21 protein-coding genes are annotated in these 23,406 nt (G+C 55.5%); 10 read left to right on the top strand and 11 right to left on the bottom strand.

The window, feature by feature from the left end:
• The first annotated feature begins 166 nt into the window (after positions 1-166).
• Entirely contained in the window at positions 167-1,591 is a 1,425-nt protein-coding gene (locus ACAW74_RS16835; protein ID WP_370699381.1) for a sensor histidine kinase, read from the top strand.
• Between the two features lie 11 nt (positions 1,592-1,602).
• Here ACAW74_RS16835 and ACAW74_RS16830 read toward each other — a convergent pair whose 3' ends face one another.
• The 3 genes from ACAW74_RS16830 to ACAW74_RS16820 all read right to left on the bottom strand — a co-directional run bounded on the left by ACAW74_RS16830 (position 1,603) and on the right by ACAW74_RS16820 (position 4,033).
• Entirely contained in the window at positions 1,603-2,130 is a 528-nt protein-coding gene (locus ACAW74_RS16830; RefSeq protein WP_370699380.1) for a collagen-like protein, read from the bottom strand.
• A gap of 143 nt (positions 2,131-2,273) precedes the next feature.
• Positions 2,274-3,086: a glycoside hydrolase family 16 protein gene (locus ACAW74_RS16825; RefSeq protein WP_370699379.1), complete on the bottom strand. Its 813-nt coding sequence runs from the start codon at positions 3,084-3,086 to the stop codon at positions 2,274-2,276.
• A 116-nt stretch (positions 3,087-3,202) separates the two neighbouring features.
• Positions 3,203-4,033 (bottom strand): alpha/beta hydrolase, encoded by an 831-nt coding sequence (locus ACAW74_RS16820; RefSeq protein ID WP_370699378.1) that lies wholly within the window; start codon positions 4,031-4,033, stop codon positions 3,203-3,205.
• A gap of 178 nt (positions 4,034-4,211) precedes the next feature.
• Between ACAW74_RS16820 and ACAW74_RS16815 the strand changes: the two genes are divergently transcribed.
• Positions 4,212-4,916 (top strand): esterase family protein, encoded by a 705-nt coding sequence (locus ACAW74_RS16815; RefSeq protein WP_370699377.1) that lies wholly within the window; start codon positions 4,212-4,214, stop codon positions 4,914-4,916.
• Positions 4,917-5,027: 111 nt separating this feature from the next.
• On the opposite strand, the gene ACAW74_RS16810 is transcribed toward ACAW74_RS16815, so the two are convergent.
• Positions 5,028-5,441: a hypothetical protein gene (locus tag ACAW74_RS16810; protein WP_370699376.1), complete on the bottom strand. Its 414-nt coding sequence runs from the start codon at positions 5,439-5,441 to the stop codon at positions 5,028-5,030.
• A gap of 351 nt (positions 5,442-5,792) precedes the next feature.
• Here ACAW74_RS16810 and ACAW74_RS16805 point away from each other — a divergent pair, with 351 nt between their 5' ends.
• The 5 genes from ACAW74_RS16805 to ACAW74_RS16785 all read left to right on the top strand — a co-directional run bounded on the left by ACAW74_RS16805 (position 5,793) and on the right by ACAW74_RS16785 (position 10,518).
• Entirely contained in the window at positions 5,793-6,926 is a 1,134-nt protein-coding gene (locus ACAW74_RS16805; protein WP_370699375.1) for a lipase family protein, read from the top strand.
• Between the two features lie 27 nt (positions 6,927-6,953).
• A complete protein-coding gene (locus tag ACAW74_RS16800) occupies positions 6,954-7,436 on the top strand; it encodes a hypothetical protein (protein WP_370699374.1) in 483 nt (160 codons plus the stop codon).
• A 161-nt stretch (positions 7,437-7,597) separates the two neighbouring features.
• Positions 7,598-8,731, top strand: coding sequence for an ATP-grasp domain-containing protein (locus ACAW74_RS16795; RefSeq protein ID WP_370699373.1), 1,134 nt, complete (start codon positions 7,598-7,600; stop codon positions 8,729-8,731).
• A 154-nt stretch (positions 8,732-8,885) separates the two neighbouring features.
• The gene (locus tag ACAW74_RS16790; protein WP_370699372.1) at positions 8,886-9,965 is read left to right on the top strand and encodes an alpha/beta hydrolase; all 1,080 of its coding nucleotides are present in this window, start codon (positions 8,886-8,888) and stop codon (positions 9,963-9,965) included.
• A gap of 34 nt (positions 9,966-9,999) precedes the next feature.
• Positions 10,000-10,518, top strand: a complete 519-nt coding sequence (locus ACAW74_RS16785) for a nuclear transport factor 2 family protein (protein WP_370699371.1) — start codon at positions 10,000-10,002, stop codon at positions 10,516-10,518.
• Between the two features lie 88 nt (positions 10,519-10,606).
• On the opposite strand, the gene ACAW74_RS16780 is transcribed toward ACAW74_RS16785, so the two are convergent.
• From ACAW74_RS16780 to ACAW74_RS16755, 6 genes are all read right to left on the bottom strand, one after another.
• A complete protein-coding gene (locus ACAW74_RS16780) occupies positions 10,607-13,123 on the bottom strand; it encodes a choice-of-anchor J domain-containing protein (RefSeq protein WP_370699370.1) in 2,517 nt (838 codons plus the stop codon).
• Between the two features lie 184 nt (positions 13,124-13,307).
• Entirely contained in the window at positions 13,308-14,288 is a 981-nt protein-coding gene (locus ACAW74_RS16775; RefSeq protein WP_370699369.1) for a Gfo/Idh/MocA family protein, read from the bottom strand.
• A 197-nt stretch (positions 14,289-14,485) separates the two neighbouring features.
• Positions 14,486-14,824, bottom strand: a complete 339-nt coding sequence (locus ACAW74_RS16770; protein WP_370699368.1) for a potassium transporter KefB — start codon at positions 14,822-14,824, stop codon at positions 14,486-14,488.
• 212 nt (positions 14,825-15,036) lie between these two features.
• Positions 15,037-15,546 carry a hypothetical protein gene (locus ACAW74_RS16765; protein WP_370699367.1) on the bottom strand — a complete coding sequence of 170 codons (510 nt, stop codon included), beginning with the start codon at positions 15,544-15,546 and terminating at the stop codon, positions 15,037-15,039.
• 177 nt (positions 15,547-15,723) lie between these two features.
• Complete coding sequence (locus ACAW74_RS16760) at positions 15,724-16,284, bottom strand: hypothetical protein (RefSeq protein WP_370699366.1); 561 nt, start codon at positions 16,282-16,284, stop codon at positions 15,724-15,726.
• A 387-nt stretch (positions 16,285-16,671) separates the two neighbouring features.
• Complete coding sequence (locus ACAW74_RS16755) at positions 16,672-17,064, bottom strand: hypothetical protein (RefSeq protein WP_370699365.1); 393 nt, start codon at positions 17,062-17,064, stop codon at positions 16,672-16,674.
• A gap of 823 nt (positions 17,065-17,887) precedes the next feature.
• Here ACAW74_RS16755 and ACAW74_RS16750 point away from each other — a divergent pair.
• Positions 17,888-18,823 (top strand): alpha/beta fold hydrolase, encoded by a 936-nt coding sequence (locus ACAW74_RS16750; protein WP_370699364.1) that lies wholly within the window; start codon positions 17,888-17,890, stop codon positions 18,821-18,823.
• Between the two features lie 571 nt (positions 18,824-19,394).
• Here ACAW74_RS16750 and ACAW74_RS16745 read toward each other — a convergent pair.
• On the bottom strand, positions 19,395-19,922 hold the full coding sequence (locus ACAW74_RS16745; protein ID WP_370699363.1) for a hypothetical protein: 528 nt from the start codon (positions 19,920-19,922) through the stop codon (positions 19,395-19,397).
• A gap of 601 nt (positions 19,923-20,523) precedes the next feature.
• Here ACAW74_RS16745 and ACAW74_RS16740 point away from each other — a divergent pair.
• Positions 20,524-21,777 (top strand): efflux RND transporter periplasmic adaptor subunit, encoded by a 1,254-nt coding sequence (locus ACAW74_RS16740; RefSeq protein ID WP_370699362.1) that lies wholly within the window; start codon positions 20,524-20,526, stop codon positions 21,775-21,777.
• Positions 21,774-23,291, top strand: a complete 1,518-nt coding sequence (locus tag ACAW74_RS16735; RefSeq protein WP_370699361.1) for a TolC family protein — start codon at positions 21,774-21,776, stop codon at positions 23,289-23,291. Before ACAW74_RS16740 ends, ACAW74_RS16735 begins: the two co-directional genes overlap by 4 nt.
• The last annotated feature ends 115 nt before the right edge of the window (positions 23,292-23,406 follow it).

Genomic DNA, 23,406 nt, shown 5'->3' with positions numbered 1-23,406 from the left:
GAGCGTGCTGCTATCCCATGATGATGGTATAGGAGAACTACGCGGCTTGTGCGTATTTTTACGTAAACTCAAAAGACTTTGGTGATTAAGTAGTTTACCGCTATCTTCCCTATCCGTTTTAGCGAATTAGCCGGTTTAGGAACCTCTTATTAACTGCTGCCGTGGAATGACTACCTGGCTCATCACGTACGCCCAACTGCGTCTGTTCCTGGACGGCATGCTGGCCATGATGGCCGTCTATGCGCTGTTGTCGTTTGCGCAGCATCGTAAGGCCATCTACTGGCAGTACGCCTTTTATATCGGCTGCATGGTCTGTACGTTTCGGCTGGTCGATCAGGGTTATCAGAATCCGCACTACCAGCCTGGTCAACGGTTCGACATCGTTTTGTCGGAATCGCTGGCGCTGATGCTGTATGTCCGGTTTACCATGCAGCTGATGAACATCAAACAGAACGACCCAACCAGTTACCGGGTATTGCAGGGCATACTGGGCTTGCTGGTCGGCTATCTGTTGCTCGATGGTATTTTGCTGCTGGCCGACGCGTCTATACCCCTTCGGTCGGCGCTCTACACGGGGGGGCGCATCCTGATGGCGCTGGCGGCGCTCTACGTGGTCCCGCGTATCGTCAGGCTCCGGCAGTCGATCGTCACGTATTTTGTCGTTGGGTCGTTCTTCTTCGTCATTGGCTGTCTGGTGGCGTTATCCATCAATTTTCTGCCAGCCATCTTTGTGCGTAATCCAGCCCTTCCCTTTTCCTTTCCGGTCATCTACATGCAGATAGGGGTCGTGCTGGAAGTGCTCTGCTTCACGCTGGGGATCTCCATGCGCAACAGTCAGCTGGAGCAGGAGCAACTGGCTATGCAGGCCAAACTGATTGAGCAACTCCGGGAAAACGAACGGAAACAACAGCAATTGCAACGGATCCGGGCCGACATTGCCCGCGATCTGCACGACGACGTAGGCGGCGATCTCAGCAGCATCAGCATGCTCAGTCAGGCCGCCGACCGCGAACTGGTAGCCCGCCCCGAAGAAGCCCGGGCTCTGTTGCGGCTCATCGGTGAGTCGGCCCGGCAGGTGCTGACCAACATGCGACACATTGTCTGGAGCCTGCGCGCGCCGGCAGACGAAAAGGCCGGAACCAATGCGGCGCCTGAGCCGCTAAGTTGTCGGCTGCGCGAAGCCGCCGAGTTGCTGTTTGAGCATCAGCGCACAAAACTGCACCTCGATTTCCCTGACTTTGAGTCAACGCATTTGCTTCCCGATGAGCTTTGCCGGGAGCTTTACCTGATTCATAAAGAATTGTTGCACAATGTATTGCGCCATGCCAGAGCAAGTTCTGTCACTGTACGTTTGCAGCTGACAGACCACCACCTGTGCCTGCGTGTGATCGACGATGGCATTGGGTTCGATCCGGCCAACGTACCTGCACAGAGCAACGGACTGGCCAGCCTACGCCAGCGGGCAAACGACCTGGGCGGTACGCTCACGATCCACTCGGAATTGGGCCAGGGTACGACCTGTACCTTTGATATGGTCTATCTGGGAGCTCTTTATGCCCCAACGGATCTGCCGACCGAAGCGGCCGTTTGAGCCGTTGGGCGTCAATCGGGAATGTGGTAGTAGGCTTTGACCGATTCGTAGTCAGAGAGGTCGACGGCTGACTGGCGGCCGGTGGGTACGGCACCAGGAATAATCACGTAGCGCATCTGCTGCGCAGTGAGGGCATAACTGGCGAGCAGATCGATTCGGCCGACATAAAACCGTTGATGCACCGAGTAGGGTGTGCCGCCTACCGTCTGAGCGTAGGGCAATGAAAGCACCCGCCCACCTTCGTTCCAATACACCCGAATGTCGGCTTTGTCCAGTACGGCCTGCGTAATGGCCGCCGCCGTAATGCTGCCAGTGTAGGATGTGCCGCTTCCCGTGAAGGTCACGCCTATCCAGGGCGAATAAATCACATTTGCGGTGCCGGGGTCGCCTTTCGGACCCTGAGCCCCCGCGTCGCCTTTCGGCCCGGCTGCGCCCTGCGGGCCTACCTCGCCGTCTTTGCCTTTCTGGCAGGCCGTCATTGAAAAGGTTACTGCCAGTGTGAACAGCAGCACTGTGCGGAAAAAGGAAGCATTTGTCATGATCTTGATGCAGCCGGCTGGTGTTAGACACGGTTGCTGACGACAAAGCTGGCGGATTATTTATTGCCTTACTATCCCATAAACGTGGTAGTGTGCAAGCGCTTAAAGGGTTGATTGACAGGTTATGTGTTCGATGGCAATGACTACTGGTACACGCGCACGTAGTCGACTTCCATCCGCCGGGGCCAGATCGTTTCGTCGACGCCTTTGGCACCGCCCCAGTTGCCACCCACTGCTACGTTCAGGATCAGAAAAAAGGGCTGATCGAAGGGCCACTGCGCGGGTTGGTTACCCAGCGCCTGTTTACTCACGCTGTAGTATTTCTGATTGTCGACGAAGAAGTCTATGGTGTCGGCGGTCCAGTCGATGGCATAGACGTGGAAATCGCTGGTGGCGGTGGCGATGGTGGTTTTGCCTTCTTTCTGGGTGCCTTTTACGTGGTTATACGCCTGGGTATGTGCCGTGCCGTGAATCACGTTCTGGTCGTAACCCACGTGTTCCATGATGTCGAGTTCACCGCAGAGGGGCCACCCCGCCGTGGCAATGTTTTTGCCCAGCATCCAGATCGCCGGCCAGGTGCCCCGGCCGGCGGGTAATTTAGCGCGCACCTCCACGCGCCCGTAGGTCCAGGTGGCGGTGTTCTGGGTAAGCAGCCGGGCCGAGCTGTAGGCCTTCCCTTCATAGGGCTCTTTAATGGCCTCGATGATGAGGTTCCCCTTCTCGACACGAGCGTTTTCGGCGCGGGCTTTGGTGTAATACTGCAATTCGTTATTCCCCCAGCCGTTGCCCCCGACGTCGTACCCCCACTTGGCGGGGTCGGGCAGGCCGTCTTTCTCAAACTCGTCGGACCATACCAGCTTGCGCGCAGCAGGCGTGGGGTCCACGGTAGGGGTGGGGGCGATCGTGGCCGAACCGCAGGCCAGCAACAGGAACGTCAGGGGGAGGAAAGGATGCATGAGGGGAAAAGCGTTTAACGGTTGATGTTTAATGTTTCTCGTTTAATGGTTGACGCCAACCTGTCTATGATAGACTAACGCCCGCCCGGCAAACGCCAAACGTTAGACATCAAACGCTAAACAGAAAACGCCCACGTCAGAAAATCGGGCATGATCTCGCTCCAGGTACGTTGGTTGTGCTCGCCACCGGGCACTTCCACGTAACGGATGTCGGCAGGTTCCGCAAAGCCTTTCTTTTTCAGTTCCTTGATGATGTCGAGCGTGTCGTCGATGGAGTCGATGACGCCGTTGTTATTACGGTCGGAGGTTTCGTCGTTGGTGCCGGTTTGCAGCCAGAAACGTACCTGAGGCTTGGTGGTGCTTTCCCTGATCAGGCTGTGCATGATGCGGTCGGTTTCGTCGTCGTAGGCGCTGCTGAATTTTTTCTTCCGCCACCAGAACGAACCCGAAAACACACCCACCCGGCTAAACCGATCGGGGTGATGAAAGCCGATGTCAAAGGCCGAGAGACCACCCAGCGAAAAACCCGCGATGGCCGACTGCGCGGGATCGGTGCTGACGTGGTACTGTTTCCGGGCGTGGGGCAGCAGTTCGGTCAGCACGAAATCGGCGTAGGCGGCGGCTTTGCTACCCCGGTTCATGTAATCGGGCCGGGCAGCGGTGCCATACTCCTGAATCCGGTCGGCGTTGGCGTGCATGGCGATCAGCACAAAGGGGCGGATGGCCTGCCGGGCATAGAGCGAGTCGAGTACGTGCGCCAGATTGAGCCGGGGAATATCCTGCCCATCGTTGAGGTACAGTACGGGGTAGTCGGGGCCGGTGGTGGTGTAGTGGGGGGGCAGAATGATCGTCAGATGAACGACCCGGTTAAGCGGGACAGACACCAGCGAGTCGTCGGACAGAACGGTGACTGAAGCCGACGGCTGGGCTGCTGCAGAAGTAAGCATAAGCACCAAACAAGAAGTAAGTACAAGTTTCACGGAGCAAAGGTAGGCATTCGTGCTGTGCGGTTGGGTGTTTCACGGCCAGCGCCCGGTGGCCAATCGTCAAAGCAGCTCTGACTCAGGGGCAGCAGGTCGCGCAACTTTGGACCCGGCACATTGAACCGTCCCCTATCTTTGTGCCATGCAAGAGTCGTATATCAAGTATTATTCACACCGGCTGGGGCGCGACATCGAGATGCTCGTCTACGGCCATTGGGGTTATCCGGTGCTACTGTTTCCGACCACGATGGGGCGGTATTACGAAGCGAAAGACTTCAAACTGATCGACGCCATTCAGGGGCATGTCGAGTCGGGACACATCAAGTTGTACTGCATCGACAGCATCGACAAAGACAGCTGGTATGCCAAACACCTGCATCCCGGCACCCGCATCTGGAACCACGTACTCTACGATCGCTTCATCAGCGAAGAACTGGTGCCTTACATCCAGCGCGAATGCAACGTGCATAAGATTGGCGTAGCCGGTTGCAGCTTCGGTGGGTTTCAGGCGCTCAACTACGCTTTCCGGCACCCCGATCAGGTGGCGCACCTGATGGCGATGGGTGCCAAATACGACATCCGCTCGTTCATGGACGGCTATTACGACGATAACGTCTACTTCAATAACCCCGTCGACTACGTACCCAACGCCCAGAACGAGCACCTCTACCAGATGCGGATTGTGCTGGGTACGTCGGAATACGATTTCTGCAAGCCGTCGACGCTCCAGATGTCGGGCATTTTGAACGCAAAAGGCATCCATCACTGGCTCGACGTGAAGCCCTGGGGCGAGCACGACTGGCCCGTATGGCGGTCGCAATTTCCCGAATACCTGAACGGGATCTAGCCGTTTTGCCATAGGCTTACCAACTGGCGGGCAATACCAATAACAAAAGCGCTCGGGCTGGTTTACATCATGTAAGCCAGCCCGAGCGCTTTTCTGCGTATGCCTATAACGCTACAGACTGCCGCTGCCTGGTGTACTGCCGGTGCCGATCGCGCTGTCGTCGGTGTCATCCGTGTCCGACGACGTACCCGGGCTGTCTGTGTCGCCGTCTGTCGTGGCGGCATCCGAGTCACTGATGTCGTCGTCGCTCAGGCTGCTGGTGTTCCCGCCGATGTTGCCCGCGTCGTCCATCGATCCGCCGCTACCCATACCCGACGACATGCCGGTGCCCGAGCCGCCCTCGTCCAGCCCGACGGTGTTGCCAAGCCCGCTATTGCCCATCGAGCTGCTATCGCCGCTGCTCATAGAGCCACCACTACTGCCCAGACCGGTGCCGCTGGTGGCACCGCCTAGCCCACTACCACTTCCCATTCCACTGGCACCACCCATATCGTCGGGCGAATACGTTTTGATCTTCGTTTGCATGGCATGCTCAGGCGCCGAACCTGGTTTTGTTGTATGAACTATGGCTGTGTACCAGTTATTCCTGAAACCCCATAGAGTATAGGAAAACTGGCCGTACAGCCATCAACGTAAGACCAACGAGAGTGTTCGGAACACGGCTGAGAAACCAACCTGGCGGGCTGCAGCAGGAGGCCCAGGTGATGTCGGCTACGAGCCTGGCAGGGGAATCGGGTACGTACCTGACGGGCTTTCCGGCGCAGGATAGTGGGTGTATGTTGCTAGATATGGGATTGGTTATACACTAAATAAACCTTTGAGTGGTCGGCGTTTTCTACGTACTTACCCGCCTTTCAACCCTGATGTCCCTACGCTATGCAACACGCTTTCCGGTTGATCAGCAGGTACGTAATTCTCCTGCCTGGGCTTTGTCTTAGCCAACTCTGTCACGGCCAGTCGCTCAAGCCCGGCTTCGATGTGGCTGAATACGTCGAACTGCTCAAAGTGTCGGCCCGCTTCGGCGATTCGGCCTACGTGGCCAGCTTCCCGGTGCCGCAGCGGTTCAAACCCGTGTACCGCTCGCCCATCATGGGCCTCGATAACCGGTGGGACCTCTGGACCGACAACGCCCAAACGGCCGTCATCAGTCTGCGTGGCGCCACCGCCAACAGCGTAAGCTGGCTGGCCAATTTCTACGCGGCCATGGTGCCGGCGAAAGGGGAGTTGCAACTGAGCGATACCGATACATTCGCCTACGAACTGGCCCAGAACCCGAAGGCAGCGGTACACGTGGGCTGGCTCGTCAGCACGGCGTTTCTGAGCAAAGACATCCTGCCCAAAATCGATTCGAGTTACCGGAAGGGCGCGAAAAATATGCTCATCGTGGGGCATAGCCAGGGCGGGGCTATCGCGTATCTGCTCACGGCGTACCTCTATGCCTTGCAACGGCAAGGCAAACTCCCCGCCGATATTCGGTTCAAAACCTATTGCAGCGCCGGGCCGAAGCCGGGAAACCTCTATTTCGCCTACGACTACGAGGCGCAGACCCAGGAAGGCTGGGCCTACAACGTGGTCAACTCGGCCGACTGGGTACCCGAGGTGCCGCTGTCGATTCAGACAGTCAATGATTTCAACACGACCAATCCCTTTCAAGGCGCGCCGGGTATCATCAAAAAGCAGAAACTGCTGAACCGGATCGTACTGAAGTCGGTCTACAACAGCCTGACCAAGCCCGCTCTGAAAGCGCAGCGCAACTACCAGAAATACCTCGGCGCGATTGCTTCCAAAACGGTGAGCAAGAACCTGAACGGGTACGTTGCCCCGGAATACTACAACAGCAACCACTACGTCCGTACAGGTACGTTCATCGTCCTGAAAGCCGATTCGGCCTATTACCAGCGCTTCCCCGACAGCAAAGAGAAAATTTTCACCCATCATTTTCACCCCCCCTATCTGTACCTGACCGAAACGCAACTGTTGCATCAGGCACCCTCCGCTTCGGCTCGATGACCGGGCACACACCTTGCTACACAACGTATGAATCGATACCTGTTTGTTGGCATTGCCGGCCTGCTCTGGACGGCCGGTTGCCAGAGCCGTCGGGCCGACCAAACCGAGACGGCTACCACCGACACCAGCGCCACCGCGGCGAGCCAGCCGTTGGCACCGGAAACCGACCAATGCTATGCCTACACCTCCGCGAGGGACACCATCCGGCTGAAGCTGCTGCCTGCGGGCGATTCGCTGACCGGCGAACTGGTGTATAAACTGGCCGAAAAAGACCAGAACATCGGCACGCTGCGGGGGCGTATGCGCGGCGATACCCTGCTGGCCCGCTACACCTTTCAATCAGAGGGGGTTGAGTCGGTGCGGGAGGTGGCCTTTCTGAAACAGGCCGATGCGCTGGTAGAAGGCTACGGACCCGTAACCGAGCAGAACGGGAACATGGTGTTTACAGACCGCTCTAAACTGGTCTTTACCTCGTCATTGCGGCTCACACCCGTCAACTGTCGGCCATGACGCTGGTTGCCCGGCTCTGTATTCGTGTGCGCTGGCCATAACCGACCGGGCCTGTTGTGAGTTATATGCCAAATTAGTAGCTATTCGGTAGACATACGGCTGCTGATGCTGGGATGCGTCATTCACATGCCTATTTTTACGCCAACCAAATCGCATTGCATATGAAAAAAATTGGTATCCTTTTCGGTATGGAACGCTCGTTTCCATACGCCTTTATTGAGCGCGTCAATCAGAAACAGTCTGATTTTGTAGCCGAGCCGGTGTCGATCGATCGCGTAGAGCAGGGCGTGGCTACCGACTATGCCGTCATCATCGACCGTATTTCGCAGGATGTACCGTTCTACAAAGCTTTTCTGAAAAACGCCGCCCTCATGGGTACCGCCGTCGTCAACAACCCGTTCTGGTGGAGTGCCGACGAAAAGTTTTTCAACAACGCGCTGGCGACTCAACTCGGCGTGCCGGTGCCGAAAACCATTCTGTTGCCCTCGAAACACCGCCCCGACGATACGCGGCACGAGTCGTTCTCGAACCTGCAACACATGGACTGGAACGCTATTTTCGAGCGCATCGGCTTCCCGGCGTTTATGAAACCCCACTCGGGTGGCGGCTGGAAAAACGTGTATAAAGTCGACAACGCCGAGGAGATGTTCAGCGCCTACGACGAAACGGGGCAACTGGTCATGCTTTATCAGGAAGCGATCGATTTCACCGATTATTTCCGGTGCTACTGCATCGGCGGAAAAGACGTGCGGATCATGCCCTATGAGCCGCGCAACCCGCACCACCTGCGCTACGCCACCGAGATGAAAACGACCGGCGACGCGGGCAAGAAGCTCATCGAAACCATGACCGACTACGTGCTGAAGCTCAACCACGGCCTCGGCTACGACTTCAACACGGTCGAATTTGCCGTTCGCGACGGTATTCCTATTGCCATCGACTTCTGCAACCCGGCCCCCGATGCCGACATCAACTCGGTGGGGCAGGCCAATTTTGACTGGGTCGTAGAAGCAGCGGCCAACATGGCGATCGAGCGGGCCAAACGCGTGCAGGCGGGCAAAGACAACCTGACCTGGGGTACGTTTGTGCGTGGCTCGGTAGGCGGTACCGGCATGCAACCGGCTAGTGCCGAGAAGCCTGCCAAGGCAACCAAAGCCGCCATAGGCGAGGCCATTCAGGAAGACAAGGCGATGGCTCCGGAGAAAAAGGCCGAGAAGAAAGCGCCTAAAGCCGACAAGAAAGCCGAAGCCCCCAAGGCCGAGAAGCCTAAAGCAGAAAAAAAGGCAAAGAAGTAAGCGCCTCAAACCTATAAGGTTTTTGAAACCTTATAGGTTTGAAAAAACAAGTAACGGGTACGTACCTGACATCCGTCAGGTACGTACCCGTTACTTGTTTTTGCGGACAAAAAGCGGGCGATATGGGTTATCATGGTACATCGATTACCTATTTATGCGCTTTACGCTAACCACCCCGGCTCAGGACGATCGGCCTGTGTACCTGACCGGCAATTTTTGCAACTGGGCGCTTGATATTGACCAATTGCAGTTGCAGCCCATTGGCAACAACCAGTACACCATCGAGTTGCCCGTCGACGAGACCTGGCCCGACCCCATCGAATACAAATACTACCGGGGCGGCGAAGGCAGCATCGAACTGAACGCGCTGGGAGAGGCCCGCCCCAACCGACTGGCGCCCCGCGGCGAGGATCAGCTCACCGATTTTGTGTCGATCTGGCAGTGGGAGGGCGCCTCATACCGGCCTCACTGGCTACCCAATTATACCGAACTGTCGCTGGCTTACCCCAAAACCAACGAGCCCCGTCGAATCCGGGTGCTGCTCCCCGCCGACTACGACGCGTCCGATAAACATTACCCGGTGCTGTACCTCAACGACGGGCAGAACATTATCGGCCCGGGCGAAGGGTTTGGCTCCTGGAACGTGGAAGAACGCATGGCGTTGCTGGCCAGCCGGAGCCATCACGAACTGATTGTGGTGGCGGTGGATCATGGCGGCCCGGCCCGGCTGACGGAGTTTACGATCGGGAAGGCGTTGCGCAGACGGGGCAAGGGCGAACAATACATCGCTTTTCTCGCCGACGTGGTAAAGCCCTACGTCGATACCCACTTCCGCACCCGCCCCGAGGCAGCCCATACGGGCGTCGGCGGGAGTTCACTGGGTGGGCTCATCAGCCTCTATGCCGGGCTGCTGCGGTCTGATGTGTTTGGAAAGTGGCTGGTGTTTTCGCCATCGCTCTGGATCGCGCCGGGTATCTACGAACAGATCGCCCAGACGCCGCTGCCGCCTTACGTGCGGGTATATCTGTACGGAGGGGAAGCCGAGTCGGCTACGATGGTCAACAGCCTCAGGCGGGTTCACGACTCGCTCAACTGTCCGGATGTAGATTGTGCCATTACGCAGATTAGCGTGGACCCGATTGGCAAGCACGAAGAATGGCGCTGGAGCCGCGAGTTTGCCCGCGCCGTCGATTACCTCTTTTTCAATTACGTAGAAGAGCCCGTGCCCGCCTGATAGCCAGGTACGTAGGATCTGGCGGGTTAGGGCTATGTTTGTGACTCAACGCGGCGAAGGGCCGCTCCCGATCATGACGGCTACGCAGCAACTACTGACCACGTTTTATGAGGCATTCCAACGCAAGGACTACGCGACCATGCAGGCGTGCTATGCCGATACGGCTGTTTTTAACGACCCGGCGTTCCCGAATCTGAACGCCGCGCAGGTACGGGCCATGTGGGAGATGCTGATTCGACAGGGGAAAGACATGCAACTAACCTACCGCGTGCTCGACGCCGACGACACCACCGGCCATGCCGAATGGACAGCCACTTACACCTTCTCGAAGACGGGGCGGCCCGTGGTCAACCACGTGCGGTCGAGCTTTACGTTTGCCGAAGGGAAGATCGTGACCCACACCGACCGGTTCGATTTTCACACCTGGGCCAGACAGGCGCTGGGTCTGACAGGCCTGCTGCTCGGCTGGACGAGTTTTCTGCAACGCAAAGTACAGCAGACAGCCCTTGGCAGCCTGGCCACGTTTATGAGCAAAGGCCCGCGGACGAGCTAACGGATTGGATAACTTATCGCTACTGTGTGAGCTTGTTGAAGGCTCACACAGTAGCCATGTATCGAATAGTAAATAAGTAGAGCTGCGTTTACTCCTTGATCACTTTCACCGTATGACTCTGTTGGTCGGTGGTGGCTCGTAGGAACAGGATACCCCCGCCGGTCTGGCTGACGTCCCAATCCAGGCGTTGATCGTCGGTGGCCTGCTGCCATTGTTGCTGCCGCAACGTACGTCCCTGCGTATCGGTCAGTTCGACCCGTAGCGACTGCCCACCAGCTCCGCTGATGATCGCCCGCAACCGGTTGTTGACCAGCGGATTGGGCACCACACGTACCTGGAGCGACTCGCCGGGCTCAACAGCCGCGACACGCCCACCCGAGCAATTGCTGACCTGCACCGCAAACGGGCCGACCGTCTGCACCGATCCATTGGCCTGCGTTACCTGACAGGTGTAGGTTGCCGATGTCTGCGGGCTCAGCAGCGTGAGGCTGGCTGTGGCCGTGCCCCGCTGAACGCCCGCCGCGTCGGTCAGGCGAAGCGACGACGTGCCATTGAGGCGAAACCACTGATACCGTACCCCGGCGGTCGGTATAGTCAACACCAGTTGTGTGCCGCGGCAGGTGGTTTGCGTGCTGGGTGGTAGCGGGGTAATCACTGTCAGACTAAACACCGCGGCCGGGCTGACACAGCCCTGCGGTGATGTCTGCACCGCCGAGAACGTCTGTACGCCGGCCTGGCTGATATTGGCCACAGGTGGCTGAACGGGTCCGTTGGCACCGTAGAACGTCAGGGTGTGGCTGGCGGCAGCCGTAACCAGACTGCTCAGGGGGAACGGCGTAGTCGATGTGGAAACCGTCAGGCTGGTTGATACAGTCGGAGGATTGGGGGGCGTGTTGACCGTCACCGACAGACTCGTCACCGCCGAACAGGCTACCCCGTCACTCACCACTACGCTATACGTACCTGACTGCGAGACAACCGCCGTGTTTGAACTGCCACTCTGGCTCAGGCCCGGCCCCGAGAACGCATACTGCGAACCGCCACCCGCCGTCAGGGTAATCTGGCTGGGCGCGCAAACCGCCGTGCTACTGGCTATGAGGGTCGGGGTGATGGGCTGAGCACAGCCACTGATCGGGCTTATCGCCAGCGTTTTGGCGAACTGCGTACCGAACGTCTCGACCGTTGTCCAGGCCCCATTTGCATTACCGGGAAACCGAACGAACTGGGTGCTGGGCGTGAAGATGTCTACATGACTGGCCACGGTAAGCGTTTTATCCACTTCGAGCAGGGCAAACAGGTACGTGCCGGGCGCGAGCGACAGGGCCGGGCCCGTAAAGGCGACGGTCTGCGGAGTCGTATTCGTCAGCGTAACGGGGCTTGACTCCCAGAGCAGGGTGGAATTGGTGGTGGGTAAGCCGCCCGTCGTGCTGTAGATCCGGGCTTTCACCTGCGTGGACGACTCGACAGCGTTAAAATCGACGGCTACGTGCCGCAGCGCCTGCGACTGAACAAACGTAAACAGCGACCCCAGCTCGCCTTGACCACTGTTATCCCCGATGCCCAGGTTGCCCGATGCCAAACCAGTATGGCGCGAATAGGTGTCGACCGTAAGTTGCAGCGGCCCGCTCTGGGCGGTGCTATTACCCGGAACTTCGTCGGTCTGGGTCATCTCAGACCGGTACAAAAACGTGTAGGTCCCGGCTCCGGCAGTGGGCGTGTAGCCGCCCGCAATCGACAGATTGACGGTGGCTCCCGAGGAGAGTGTAGCGACCGGGTCGGAATACAGGGTCTCGATCGTATTGCCATCTTTTTGCACGTCGACAGCCAGCTTGACGTTGGTGAGCGACTGTGTGCCCTGATTTCGGATGGTGGCGGCCAACGACAGCGACGATACCTGCGTGGTGGGGATTTTGCTGTAGTTGGACGGGCGAGCCGCGCTCACCAGCTGGGCGTCGTATTGGGCGACGTTCACCACCTCAACGTCGTCGATGAGCAGCAAAAACTGGTCGTTCGAATTGTTCCGGAAAGCAATGTAGACCGACTTGCCCGCGAAGCTGCTCAGGCTGATCTCCCGGTTGGTCCAGGCACTGTTTTCGTTTGCCACGGAAAAGACAACCGTCGAGTTAGTTACCTGATTGCCGATGGCTCCGTTGCCACCCGTGGGGGGGCCTTGATCAGCCGTCATCACCCGAACCTCGTAGCCGTCCCGATAAAGGGGGTCGTAGGCCAGGCCGCGCCACCGCAGCTTTGTTGTCGCCGAAATGGGCCCGATCAGGGGCGTCCACATCCAGTCGTCGGCTGCACCAGTTGGCGCGTACCACGACGTGCTGAACGCTGCCGAATCGGCCGAGTTGTCGCGGAAGTCTTCGCGCCGTTCCCAGGCATCGTTTACATAGCCTACTGAAGAATTTGGGGTTCGGTTGTCGACGTTACGCAGCCGCCAGCCTGTCGGGAATGCGTAGGTACCGGCTCCACCTGCTGTGGAGCCGGGAATGTTGTTGAACGTTTCTTTGAAGAGCACCTGAGCCGTGGTTGGAGTGGCCAATAAACCCAGAAAAGTGCATAGTAACAGGCTGGCAAGGAGTGAGTGTAAAGCGTGTTTCATTCAGTAAAAGGGGGATTAGGTATAGGAAAGCCATATCGGCTGACGAATCTATAGTAGCCGTATACCCACACCGATCATATTTACTGAATGGTTAGCTTGGGTGCTTTCTAGTTACCCAATCTTGGAAAAAGTATTCGTTAAGAGACGCTGATAAACCGTTGATCAATAGCTTGTTCACAGGCGTTTACCCCGCTGTGATCCAGTCGAGGATGAGGCTGGCGCGGAGGCCGGTTTCGCCCGTGCTGGGGCACGTACCCCGGCCCTGCAACGCCGCCACCACCGATTCGATCAGCGGTTGCTGCACGTGGTCGGGGAAGGGGACCGTGAGCGTTTCGGTGCCCGCTCGGGTATTGAGGGTGATGACAAAATTTTCGAAGAACGAAAACGTGAGCGTCCCCCTGGCACCCACCAGCGTTGTCTGTTCGAGGCGCTGCTCGGGGTTGACGGTGAAGCACCAACTGCCCGTGCCCATCACGCCCGACGCAAACGTGAACGCGGCCACCACCATATCGTCGGCCTCGTAGAGGCCAGCCTGGTTGTGTGCAAACCCACGAGCGGTCTGAATGGGACCCAGCAAAAATTCCAGAAAATCGAACTGATGGGCGGCCAGGTCATGAAACAGCCCACCGCCCGAGATAGCGGGCGTAACGCGCCAGTTGGCCTGTGTCGCCAGCCCCAGTTCGCGGTCGGCGGGGGGCCAGTTGAGTTGGCAACTTACATGCCGGATCGGGCCGATCACGCCACCGTCGACCAGTTCCTTCACCTTAAGGAAATAGGGGAGTGCCCGGCGGTAAAAGGCCACAAACAGTGGGACGCCCGTTTCGCGGCTGATGCGGTTCATGGCCCCGCACTCGACCGCGTTCAGCGCCATCGGCTTTTCCACGTAGACGGGCTTGCCCGCGCGCAGTGCCCGGATGGTGTAGTCGGCGTGGCTATCGGGTGGTGTGGCTATATAGACGGCATTGACGGCGGGGTCGTTGATGAGCGCGTCGGCATCGGTGTACCAGGTGGGTACGTTGTGCCGACGGGCGTAGTCGGCGGCTTTCCCGGCATCGCGCCGCATCACGGCCACGAGCGCCGAGCCGGGTACGTTGTTGAACGCAGGCCCGCTCTTCACCTCCGTCACATCTCCACATCCAATAATACCCCAGTTGATCGGCTCCATAGCTGTTACGAACAGGGCAACGGCTCGCTGCCTGCGCCTGTCGACTACTAAAAGCAGCGAATGGCAGAATCTAGCGTAGCCGGGCAGAAAACCGACTGACAGGTACGTTGGATTGCCCGCGAGGCGCTTTCAAAAAGGGGTAGGCGATGACGTGGAGATGATCATTCACCATCACTCAGCCCTTACTGAAGCGGCTGTTAATGCCACATCGTGCCCGCCAGTCCCAGTACAACGCCCATCCAGATAGCCACGGCATGGCCCAGCAACCCCAGCACAATACCGGCTACTTTTTTGGCACCGCCCTGATAGCGCAGGTAGTCCATGAAGTAGTAGAACAGGCCGCCCATCGCCCCGGCGGCGGGTGTGACGAGCAGCGGCCGGATCATCCACCACTTGCCCCAGGCGGGGTTAGGCCGGTCGACACCGACGACGAAGAAAGCGATCACCAGCAGCCCGATACCGGCGCCGATGAGCATCCGGTTACGGGCCGAAACCGGGTGAAGGGGGTGACTCGGAGATTGGTTAGCGTTTGTCATGGCGCGACTATGTTAAGCGTTGGTAGATTTTATGAGTAGAAAGAACTTTGTATTGCAAAGTGAAATGAAATTTTGACCCGAAGCAAGTGGCGACGAAAAAAAATGTGTGGATGGGTTGAAACTGGACGTACCCAACCGATGGCGGTACGTTGATTTAATCGGTAGGAGCGCCTAACGCACAGTTATCCAAGCGTAGTTGGGTAGCTGCCCTTTTAAGGTTTCATTCGCGCGTCGTATTCGTCTTTAGATAGCACTCGGGTTCCCTGACCTGCGACAAAATACCAGGTGCCATTTTGTTTGATGTACGTTTCGGTCCGGACAACCTGTAATGGAAAGTCGCCTTTTTTCGTAGCGAAAACGACATCCAGAACGAAGTTCTTCACCGCCGCATCGCCATTGTAAATACGCAGAATAGTGGTACCCGGCACTGGCCTGGCAGACTTGAAGGTGGCGCCTTCTTCAACAAATCCCTTTTTCCAGTCATCAAACCCATACGATATCCGACCTTCCGGCCCGACGGCGATGTAATCATCGTTCTTGAACCGGGTGCTGTCATTCTTCCGACTCAGCTGTTCAATGGCTTTCCGATCCTCCGGGTACGACGAGGTATCGTACTTATTGGCGGGCGGAACCTGAGCGTAAGCGGTTACGGTAAGCAGTAGACTAAGAACGACGAAGAACGATTGCCACTTCGTCAGGGATTGTCTGTTGAGCCGTTTCATGTCGTTTTTGGGCTGAGTCCACGCGCATCGCCGCGTCGAATGTATCCCAAACTACGCCACTAATCTGTTTCCCAATCAACCAGTTTTATTGATCGGTTAACTTGTTGTTCCAGAGCACACGTTACATTATTGGCTACGTTAGTAAGTTTTCCTCACTCCTGTCATAACAATAGTTCATCATGTACCGTAAGCAAAATCGTCTAGTTGTTTTAACTCGTTTTGAATATAAAGCTCCCATTCTTTTTGCTTGAGTTGGTCCGTGCCAAACTTTGTTTCTGTATCGTAATCAATGCGTTTCCTAGAAAAATCGGACACGATTTGGTTATTAAGCTCTTCGGCAATTCTTAGTCCAGTTGCTAATTTTTTTCTATTTTCCTTCAGTGCCTTCCTAAAGCGTCTCGTGTAAACCTCGCTGAGGTCGAAAAGCGTCTGCTGATAAAGTAATGAACTTTTAACATCCGCAGTAGTATCAATCCAAGATGCAGATGTTATGAAATAATTACGAACTTTTTTATTAAAATTCTTCGTTAGAAAATCAAATCCATTTACTTGGTATTCAATAGAGAATTGGGAAAATGATGGGTTGGATTGTAGTTGCTTTGTTTTGATAATAAAATCATTCACTGAAAGTTTGCGCGTTTCACTCCAAAGAAGATTACTTTCAGCTAAATGCTGACCTGATACAAGAGCTATCGATAATAAGAAAAGTAGGAATGTGAGTAGTGTTTTGTTTGACATGAGACAAATTTTAATAGGTTGTCGCTCTGAAGTTTAGAGCTAAAGCTAACACTGAAATGAATAATTAATGCCAACAAGTGTTTGCCCGAAGCCACTGTTTACATATGGTTTCTGTCAACCGTGACGAGGGAGAATAAAGATAGACAGGTCAATGCTGTACGTACTTCCTGTGCCAGTTAAAAACTCATATCCTGAGGTTTTATCATCTAAGTTAGCTGGATAGCGGACAATTTCTAAAGCTATCTCGGGGATCGTAACGTTGAAGGTTTCAACTACCCATTGTCGAAATTTTGTATTCGATTTGACAGCAAGATCACTGTTATTGTGATTAGGTAGATAGGGAAAATTCTCATCCCAACAGGTCCGAGATAAGTGGATCCCGCAGAGCTAATCGAAAAGCCAGTCGGGATGCATATGATAGGGCAATTCTTTGACCCGTGTTGCTACTTCCGACCACCGTTTAGAGGGCCACTTAGCGAGTTGGTGGGGATGAATACCGCCCAGGTCAATCAACGCATAAAGCGCGGCATAGGCTAGGTACGTCAGCGAAGCAAACGCCGTAACTCGAACGAAGTCTGCCCCAATTGTTAGCTCAAAACCATCCCGGTCATCATCGGGATTGAAGAGTTCAAGGGTAGTTTCGCCCAAGTTATCAGGGTAAACTTTGCCTTTATCGGGCCGCAGGCCAGTGCGTGCGTGAATTTGCTCAAGGATGGCCTCCAAGCTAGGCGGTGGCTTTTTGAAAAAATACACGTCTCGATCATCAACAAACCAACCCATGTGTCCGTATGGTTTAATGAAACATCAAGATACATAAACTTAACGTACTGCGAAACGCTAAACAGGTACGTTCTGTCCAGCGGTGACCGAGCTGTCAGCAGGTACGTTGCAGACAAACCAAAACGCGCTGCCGAACGGGCATTGACCTGTCGCACGAAACGAGAAACACCAACGAAGGGCGCTCACTATCAATTAGTTATTCTGTCGCCCGGTACGTGAAATACCCGCTGACATAGACGGGCCACCCAACGCTCACGGGTGTTGATGGTAAGCAAGTCACTCGAAAAAACGCACGTACCTACAACCTTTACACACCCGTTTCGTTGGGCAAAAAAACGTCGCATTCAGGAGTGCTGCCTGTCCGACGAGACTAGGCACTGCGGGGCGAAATACACTGTGATGCCTAAAAACTTAACTTATTTCTTCTAAGCAGAATTGGCTTTGTTGCACGGCTGAGGCTGTCTAAAAGCCCAATTTTGCCCTTAGACGGCCTATAGTGTACCATGTCGCCACCACAAAGATGCAGCTATGCCACCTTTCTGTGGAAAATAATCGAGTTTAACCATGCAACAAAGCCGACTGAAAATAAAAACTATGCAGTTTGAAGGTGTCCCATGAGTAAGGATTGAGTCGGGTAAGGATAACATAGCCAAAGACCATTATTGAGTACCCGATTGCGACAACTCTCATCATAAAAGTGAAGACCCCGACTTTTGACAGAAGTCAGGGTCGATTTTCATATCGTTGAGTAATATGATTTAGTCTGAAAAATGAGAAAACATTACCTCTTGGGCAGTGTTAAATTGATTGAATATCAACGATTATGGCAATAAACTACGTCCGGCGTGGCTCCGGCAAGCCCCTTCTCCTGATTCATGGCATTGGCAGCAGCCACCGCTCCTGGGATTTGATTATTGACGAACTGGCTGCCCACCGCGATGTAATTGCGGTCGATTTGCCTGGTTTCGGGGCTACACCCCCGCTGAGGGGCGAAACCTCTATCCGCACCCTTGCTGATGCCGTGACTAATTTTTTAGATGATCATAGTCTGCTCGGCACCGACGCGGTTGGCAGTTCAATGGGTGCACGGCTAGTACTCGAACTGGCCCGGCGGAGAGGTGTTTTGGGAGCCGTTGTCTCGCTTGATCCTGGCGGTTTCTGGGCTGGTTGGGAGGTACCGTTTTTCTACCACTCCGTGCGGCTATCGGCGAAACTTGTCGACGCTTTGCAACCCGTTTTACCAGCCCTGACGGGCAACCCCATTAGTCGGTCGTTGCTGTTCGTGCAGTTTTCGGCCCACCCCTGGACCATTCCCGCGCCGATTGCATTGCAGGAGTTACGAACATTTACGCCCACACCTGTTTTCAGCGAACTCCTCCACAATCTGGCTCATGGCGAGCCTCAAAAAGGGGCCGTGGCTGGGTCTATCCGGCATCCAGTAGTGATTGGCTGGGGTCGGCACGACCGGGTTTGCTTGCCGAATCAGTCGGAGCGGGCAATGGATTTGTTTCCTGATGCGGAGCTTCACTGGTTCGATCATTGCGGTCATTTTCCGCAGTTAGACGCTCCCGACGAGTGTACTCAACTGATTCTGGACGTGACCGACGGAACGTATCAGTCCCAGCCAGAAGAATCTCAGGAGCAGACAGTTAGTCGGAAAACGAAACAGTCCGACACGGCTTTGCTCAACGCGGGTACTGCCGTTCTGGTAGCCATCAGTGTGTTTGTGATTGTGCGGGCGTTTACTGAACTTAAGTAGACTACTTGATTTTTCTCTGTCGCAGAATCGAAACCTCGCAAACCAAACGCTGACTGTCGGGGCGTGTAACCTGTCGCCAAACAAGCCGCCCACGCGGATCGAACATCCAACACACCGCACCGGCGGCCCGGTTCTGATTTTTACAACGATAGGCGAAGCTAACAAACTCACCTTCAATCTCTTGTACATAGCCTTGTCAAGCGCTGCTGTCGGGACGTGCTGCTTGTCGCCAGAGAGCCGCCGAACAAGCAAAAACTTTGACTTCTGCGGGTTGCACCCTGTCAACCGAAACCCGCCGAACAAGCTAATTCATGGATTCGCACCCAACGCCTCAGAGGGCTGATGGTGAACACACGATAAGCCAAAACTCAGGTACGTTACAACCTTTACACCCTCTGCTCGTTGGGCTGCCGCGTTGAACGCTCTGAGTGTTTCCTGTCCGCGGTAAGTGGACCCCGCAGCGCTAGCCAACAACGCACAAACCCGCTGAAGCCGAGAGAGGCTGAAGACTGTCGGCCAAGGCTAAGGCTGTCGAGCGGTTGTTTTATTACCGTGTCTTTTGAATGTTTCCTCAGCTTTTAAAAAAGTGCGGATTTGCTTGAGAACTTAACGTATAATAGTACCGAAACCTACCTGTAGGGATAGTTGGGTTTAATTGCAGTGCAGTAAAACCGTTCTGAACATTTAGCCTCGTAGCTACTTTAAAATAAGATGTCATTGTACTATCAACAACCACTGCTTTAAAAAAAACTTGTCCAGAAAATCCATTGCTAAAGCGTAAAGCTAAGGTATTAACTGTCACAAATGGATTCGGAAATGTTGGATTGTAACCTGGCGGTGTGTCTATCACTGATTGCGGTGTAGTTGTCCCTCTCAAGTTAGCTGTGTCAAGGCTATTGAATAAGTTTGACTCTTCTAATGTGAATGTTTTTGTTTGCCACTGACCGTCAGAAAGTGGATTCACTGCAACACCAAACATGTCTACAGACCATTGTTTAGATACGTCAATAGTTGTTGTTACAACAGGATCGTTTTTTTCATTGCAAGAGCTAAGAATTAGTAATAGAACAATTGAAGAGTACAAAAATTTAGTTGTCATAGAGTTAATTGTCTATAATTTGGAACGGAATGTCCGTTATAAATAATGGCCAACTTGCTGATTGCCGCACTTTTAAATATAAAATACGCACTTCGCATTTTATATTGCTGTGTTTATTCAAGCCTGCCTGCCGTGGCGCTCGCCCTGTCGCAAAGACAATGACTGGCAAACCTAAACCTGACTTGTCGGGACGTTCGCCATGTCAGTTGCCCCCTTCTAAAAGAGCTAAAGCCCGATCTCTGAGACGTGCAACCTGTCGCCGAACGCTGCTTCGCAAGCACGTTTTGAGCAAACGCTCAGCATACTAGTTATTTAAGTATCAATTACTTGCTGTTAAGCGGTTGATAATTAAATAATTAGTATTAAGTGCAAGCCCTTTCTACACGCTCATTATTTGGTAAGCTGTAATTGTACCGACTCGGCTTAATCGCCGCCATTGTCCCTTTGTAAGTTTATCAGACGGTTTTCTTTTTCACGAAACCGCACAGCTTGTGCGGTTTCGCACAAATAAATCGATTGGCGGTCGGGTCAAATTGTTGTAAATCAGTCGTATAACAACTGGCACGGCGTTGGCAACTCCATTGGCAAATTGTTTTGTTGTATGGACCGTGCTCTTGCTCCTGAATTCGTTACGCGTTCCCGCCGAAAACCCTGGCTGATTGGGGGGCTGGTGGTGGTGGCCCTGCTGGGCGCGATGCTGGGGGTACGTTCCCTGTTGAAAACGTCGGTCGAGGCGACCAAGATTCGGACGGCGGTGGTCGGGTCGGGGCCCGTCGATAACACGCTCAACGCGACGGGCGAGATCATCCCGGCCTACGAACAGATCATGACCAGCCCCATCCGGGCCAGTATCCGGCGGGTGCTGCTAACGCCGGGGGCGCGGGTACGTCCCGGTCAGGCGATTGTCGAGCTGGATAAATCGCTGACGCAGATCGAATACGAAAAACTCCAGGATCAGCTGGCGCTCAAGCAGAACGGTATCGAGCAGTTACGCATGAAGCTGGACAAGAACCTCTACGATGCCGATATCAACGATCAGATCAAGCTGCTGAATATCAACAAGCTACAGGCCGAGGTCGAAAACGCACGGCGGTTACTGAAAGTAGGCGGTCAAACGCCCGAAGATGTTACCCGCGCCGAGAACGCGCTTCGCATTGCCCAACTGGAAAAGAAGCAACTGGAAAACGACCTGTCCTACAACCGGCAGTCGATGGGGGCGAGCCTGCGCGAGACGCAGTTGCAGGCCCGCATCGAAAGCACCAACCTGAAAGTGATGGCCCAGAAACTCCGGCAGGCCGACATTCTGGCCGACCGCGCCGGGGTGCTTACCTGGGTTAATGAAAATGTGGGGTCGGCGGTGAACGAAGGCGAGATGCTGGCCAAAGTGGCCGATCTGGGCAGTTTCCGGGTCGAAGGGTCCTGCTCCGACGCCTACGCCGATCAGCTGCGGGCGGGGCTGCCGGTGGTGGTGCGCATCAACGACACCGAGCTGCGCGGGCAGATTACCCAGATCAAACCGTCGGTACAGAACAGCACCATTCAGTTTGCCGTCTCGCTCGACGATAGCCGCCATACGTCGCTGCGGCCCAACCAGAAAGTGGAGGTGTTTATCGTGACGAACCGCAGCGCGCAGGCCGTGCGGGTACCCAACGGACCGGCCTTCAAAGGTAAGCGCAAGCAGGTGGTGTTCGTGATGGGGAACGGCAACGTCGCCCACCGGCGGGAGGTGGAACTTGGGCTGTCTAATTTCGACTGGGTCGAGATCAAAAGCGGCCTCAAACCCGGCGAGCGCGTGATCCTGACCGATCTGAGCGAATTCAATCATGTTGACCAAATCACGATCACGAACGAATGAAAAAGCGAAAGAGTGATCGTTTTGGTCTTGCGCCAGCCCCTGCAACCCTCATACTGGCCCTGCTGGGTACGTTGCTTACGGGCCTTTCTGCGCTGGCACAACCGGCCCCTCAGACGGCGCTGACGTTGACGCTAGGGGAGGTGGTGAATCTGGCCCGTACGCAGTCGATTGCAAGTCGGCAGGCGGCGACGTTGCAGAAAACCAACTACTGGAAATACCGCTCGTTTCTGGCAGACTACAAGCCGCAACTGAGCCTCGATGGCTCGCTGCCCAGCTTTACGCGCTCGTTTATTCAGGTACAGCAGCCCGACGGTACCATTGCGTTCCAGCCCGTATCGAACAACAATTCGTTGCTGAACTTAGCGCTGAGTCAGAATATTCCCCTGACGGGCGGGTCGATCTACGTACAGCATCAGTTGCAGCGCTTCGATAACTTTCTCGACCGCAACACACTCTACAACGGTATCCCGTTTGCCATTGGCCTGAGTCAGCCGCTGTTTCGGTACAACCCCATGAAGTGGGCACGGCGCATCGAGCCGCTGCGGTACGCCGAAAGCAATCAGCAGTACATCGAGGCGCTCGAACAGGTGTCGCTGGATGCCACGGCGCTGTATTTCGATCTGCTGGTGGCGCAGGTGAACCTGCAAATTGCCGAGACCAACCGCGCCAACAACGATACGCTGTTCACCATCGCCCAGCATAAGCTGGCTCTGGGGCGGCTCTCGCGCAACGACCTGCTGCAACTGCAACTGAGCGTGCTGAACGCCCGCAAAGACCTGGCTTCGGCGCGGCAAACGGCGGAGGTGGCGTCGCTCAAATTACGCTCCTACCTGAATCTGGCGACCGAAACGGGTGGTCAGGTACGTTCCTTCGAGCTGGTGATTCCCGATGGGGTACGTTCGTTCGAGGTCGATCTGCAACAGGCGATCCGGCAGGCGTTTGCCAACCGATCCGATGCCATTGCCTTCCAGCGGCGTCAGCTCGAAGCGGACCGCGACGTGGAAAATGCCCGGAAAGAAAACGGCCTTAACGCCACCCTGAACGCTAACTTCGGCCTTACCAACCGGGGCGCGCGGCCGGTGGATGTCTACACGCGACCACAGGACCGGCAGTTTGTCGAATTGCAGTTTATCGTGCCCATTATGTCGTGGGGTCGGCAACAGGCCCGCACCGAAACAGCCCGCGCCAACCAGCAACTGGCGGTGCAGAGTATCGAGCAGGCCAAACGGACCTTCGAGCAGCAGATCTATACGCAGGTCACGCTACTAGACATGCTGCGGCAACAGGTGAAGCTCACCGCCGAGGCCGACCAGATCGCCCAGACGCGCTACCAGATCGCGCAGGAGCGGTTCCGGCTCAGCAACCTGACCGTAACGGACCTCGGCATTGCCACGCAGGAAAAAGACCGCGCCCGCCGCGACGCCATCCTGGCCCTGCGCGACTACTGGCAGTCGTACTACACGCTCCGCTTTCTGACCTTGTATGATTTTGAATCGAATGAAAAACTAAACTGACCCCACCCCCGGCCCCTCCCCTGAAAGCAGGGGAGGGGAGCGGATTCGGAGTAGCTTCGCTAGTTGGCAAATCTTCCGAAGGCTCCCCCCTCTCCTTGTTTTAAGGAGAGGGGTC

The organism is Fibrella musci, from assembly GCF_041321105.1.
Lineage (GTDB): Bacteria > Bacteroidota > Bacteroidia > Cytophagales > Spirosomataceae > Fibrella > Fibrella musci.
Note: the sequence above shows the minus strand (reverse complement) of the source record. Positions and strands in the feature narration are given on the sequence as shown.

What these genes read in the sequence shown, in the direction of transcription:
- ACAW74_RS16835 (WP_370699381.1), top strand. Translation starts at nt 167, where the DNA reads ATGACTACCTGGCTCATCACGTACGCCCAACTGCGTCTGTTCCTGGAC.
- ACAW74_RS16830 (WP_370699380.1), bottom strand. Translation starts at nt 2,130, where the DNA reads ATGACAAATGCTTCCTTTTTCCGCACAGTGCTGCTGTTCACACTGGCA.
- ACAW74_RS16825 (WP_370699379.1), bottom strand. Translation starts at nt 3,086, where the DNA reads ATGCATCCTTTCCTCCCCCTGACGTTCCTGTTGCTGGCCTGCGGTTCG.
- ACAW74_RS16820 (WP_370699378.1), bottom strand. Translation starts at nt 4,033, where the DNA reads ATGCTTACTTCTGCAGCAGCCCAGCCGTCGGCTTCAGTCACCGTTCTG.
- ACAW74_RS16815 (WP_370699377.1), top strand. Translation starts at nt 4,212, where the DNA reads ATGCAAGAGTCGTATATCAAGTATTATTCACACCGGCTGGGGCGCGAC.
- ACAW74_RS16810 (WP_370699376.1), bottom strand. Translation starts at nt 5,441, where the DNA reads ATGCAAACGAAGATCAAAACGTATTCGCCCGACGATATGGGTGGTGCC.
- ACAW74_RS16805 (WP_370699375.1), top strand. Translation starts at nt 5,793, where the DNA reads ATGCAACACGCTTTCCGGTTGATCAGCAGGTACGTAATTCTCCTGCCT.
- ACAW74_RS16800 (WP_370699374.1), top strand. Translation starts at nt 6,954, where the DNA reads ATGAATCGATACCTGTTTGTTGGCATTGCCGGCCTGCTCTGGACGGCC.
- ACAW74_RS16795 (WP_370699373.1), top strand. Translation starts at nt 7,598, where the DNA reads ATGAAAAAAATTGGTATCCTTTTCGGTATGGAACGCTCGTTTCCATAC.
- ACAW74_RS16790 (WP_370699372.1), top strand. Translation starts at nt 8,886, where the DNA reads ATGCGCTTTACGCTAACCACCCCGGCTCAGGACGATCGGCCTGTGTAC.
- ACAW74_RS16785 (WP_370699371.1), top strand. Translation starts at nt 10,000, where the DNA reads ATGTTTGTGACTCAACGCGGCGAAGGGCCGCTCCCGATCATGACGGCT.
- ACAW74_RS16780 (WP_370699370.1), bottom strand. Translation starts at nt 13,123, where the DNA reads ATGAAACACGCTTTACACTCACTCCTTGCCAGCCTGTTACTATGCACT.
- ACAW74_RS16775 (WP_370699369.1), bottom strand. Translation starts at nt 14,288, where the DNA reads ATGGAGCCGATCAACTGGGGTATTATTGGATGTGGAGATGTGACGGAG.
- ACAW74_RS16770 (WP_370699368.1), bottom strand. Translation starts at nt 14,824, where the DNA reads ATGACAAACGCTAACCAATCTCCGAGTCACCCCCTTCACCCGGTTTCG.
- ACAW74_RS16765 (WP_370699367.1), bottom strand. Translation starts at nt 15,546, where the DNA reads ATGAAACGGCTCAACAGACAATCCCTGACGAAGTGGCAATCGTTCTTC.
- ACAW74_RS16760 (WP_370699366.1), bottom strand. Translation starts at nt 16,284, where the DNA reads ATGTCAAACAAAACACTACTCACATTCCTACTTTTCTTATTATCGATA.
- ACAW74_RS16755 (WP_370699365.1), bottom strand. Translation starts at nt 17,064, where the DNA reads ATGGGTTGGTTTGTTGATGATCGAGACGTGTATTTTTTCAAAAAGCCA.
- ACAW74_RS16750 (WP_370699364.1), top strand. Translation starts at nt 17,888, where the DNA reads ATGGCAATAAACTACGTCCGGCGTGGCTCCGGCAAGCCCCTTCTCCTG.
- ACAW74_RS16745 (WP_370699363.1), bottom strand. Translation starts at nt 19,922, where the DNA reads ATGACAACTAAATTTTTGTACTCTTCAATTGTTCTATTACTAATTCTT.
- ACAW74_RS16740 (WP_370699362.1), top strand. Translation starts at nt 20,524, where the DNA reads ATGGACCGTGCTCTTGCTCCTGAATTCGTTACGCGTTCCCGCCGAAAA.
- ACAW74_RS16735 (WP_370699361.1), top strand. Translation starts at nt 21,774, where the DNA reads ATGAAAAAGCGAAAGAGTGATCGTTTTGGTCTTGCGCCAGCCCCTGCA.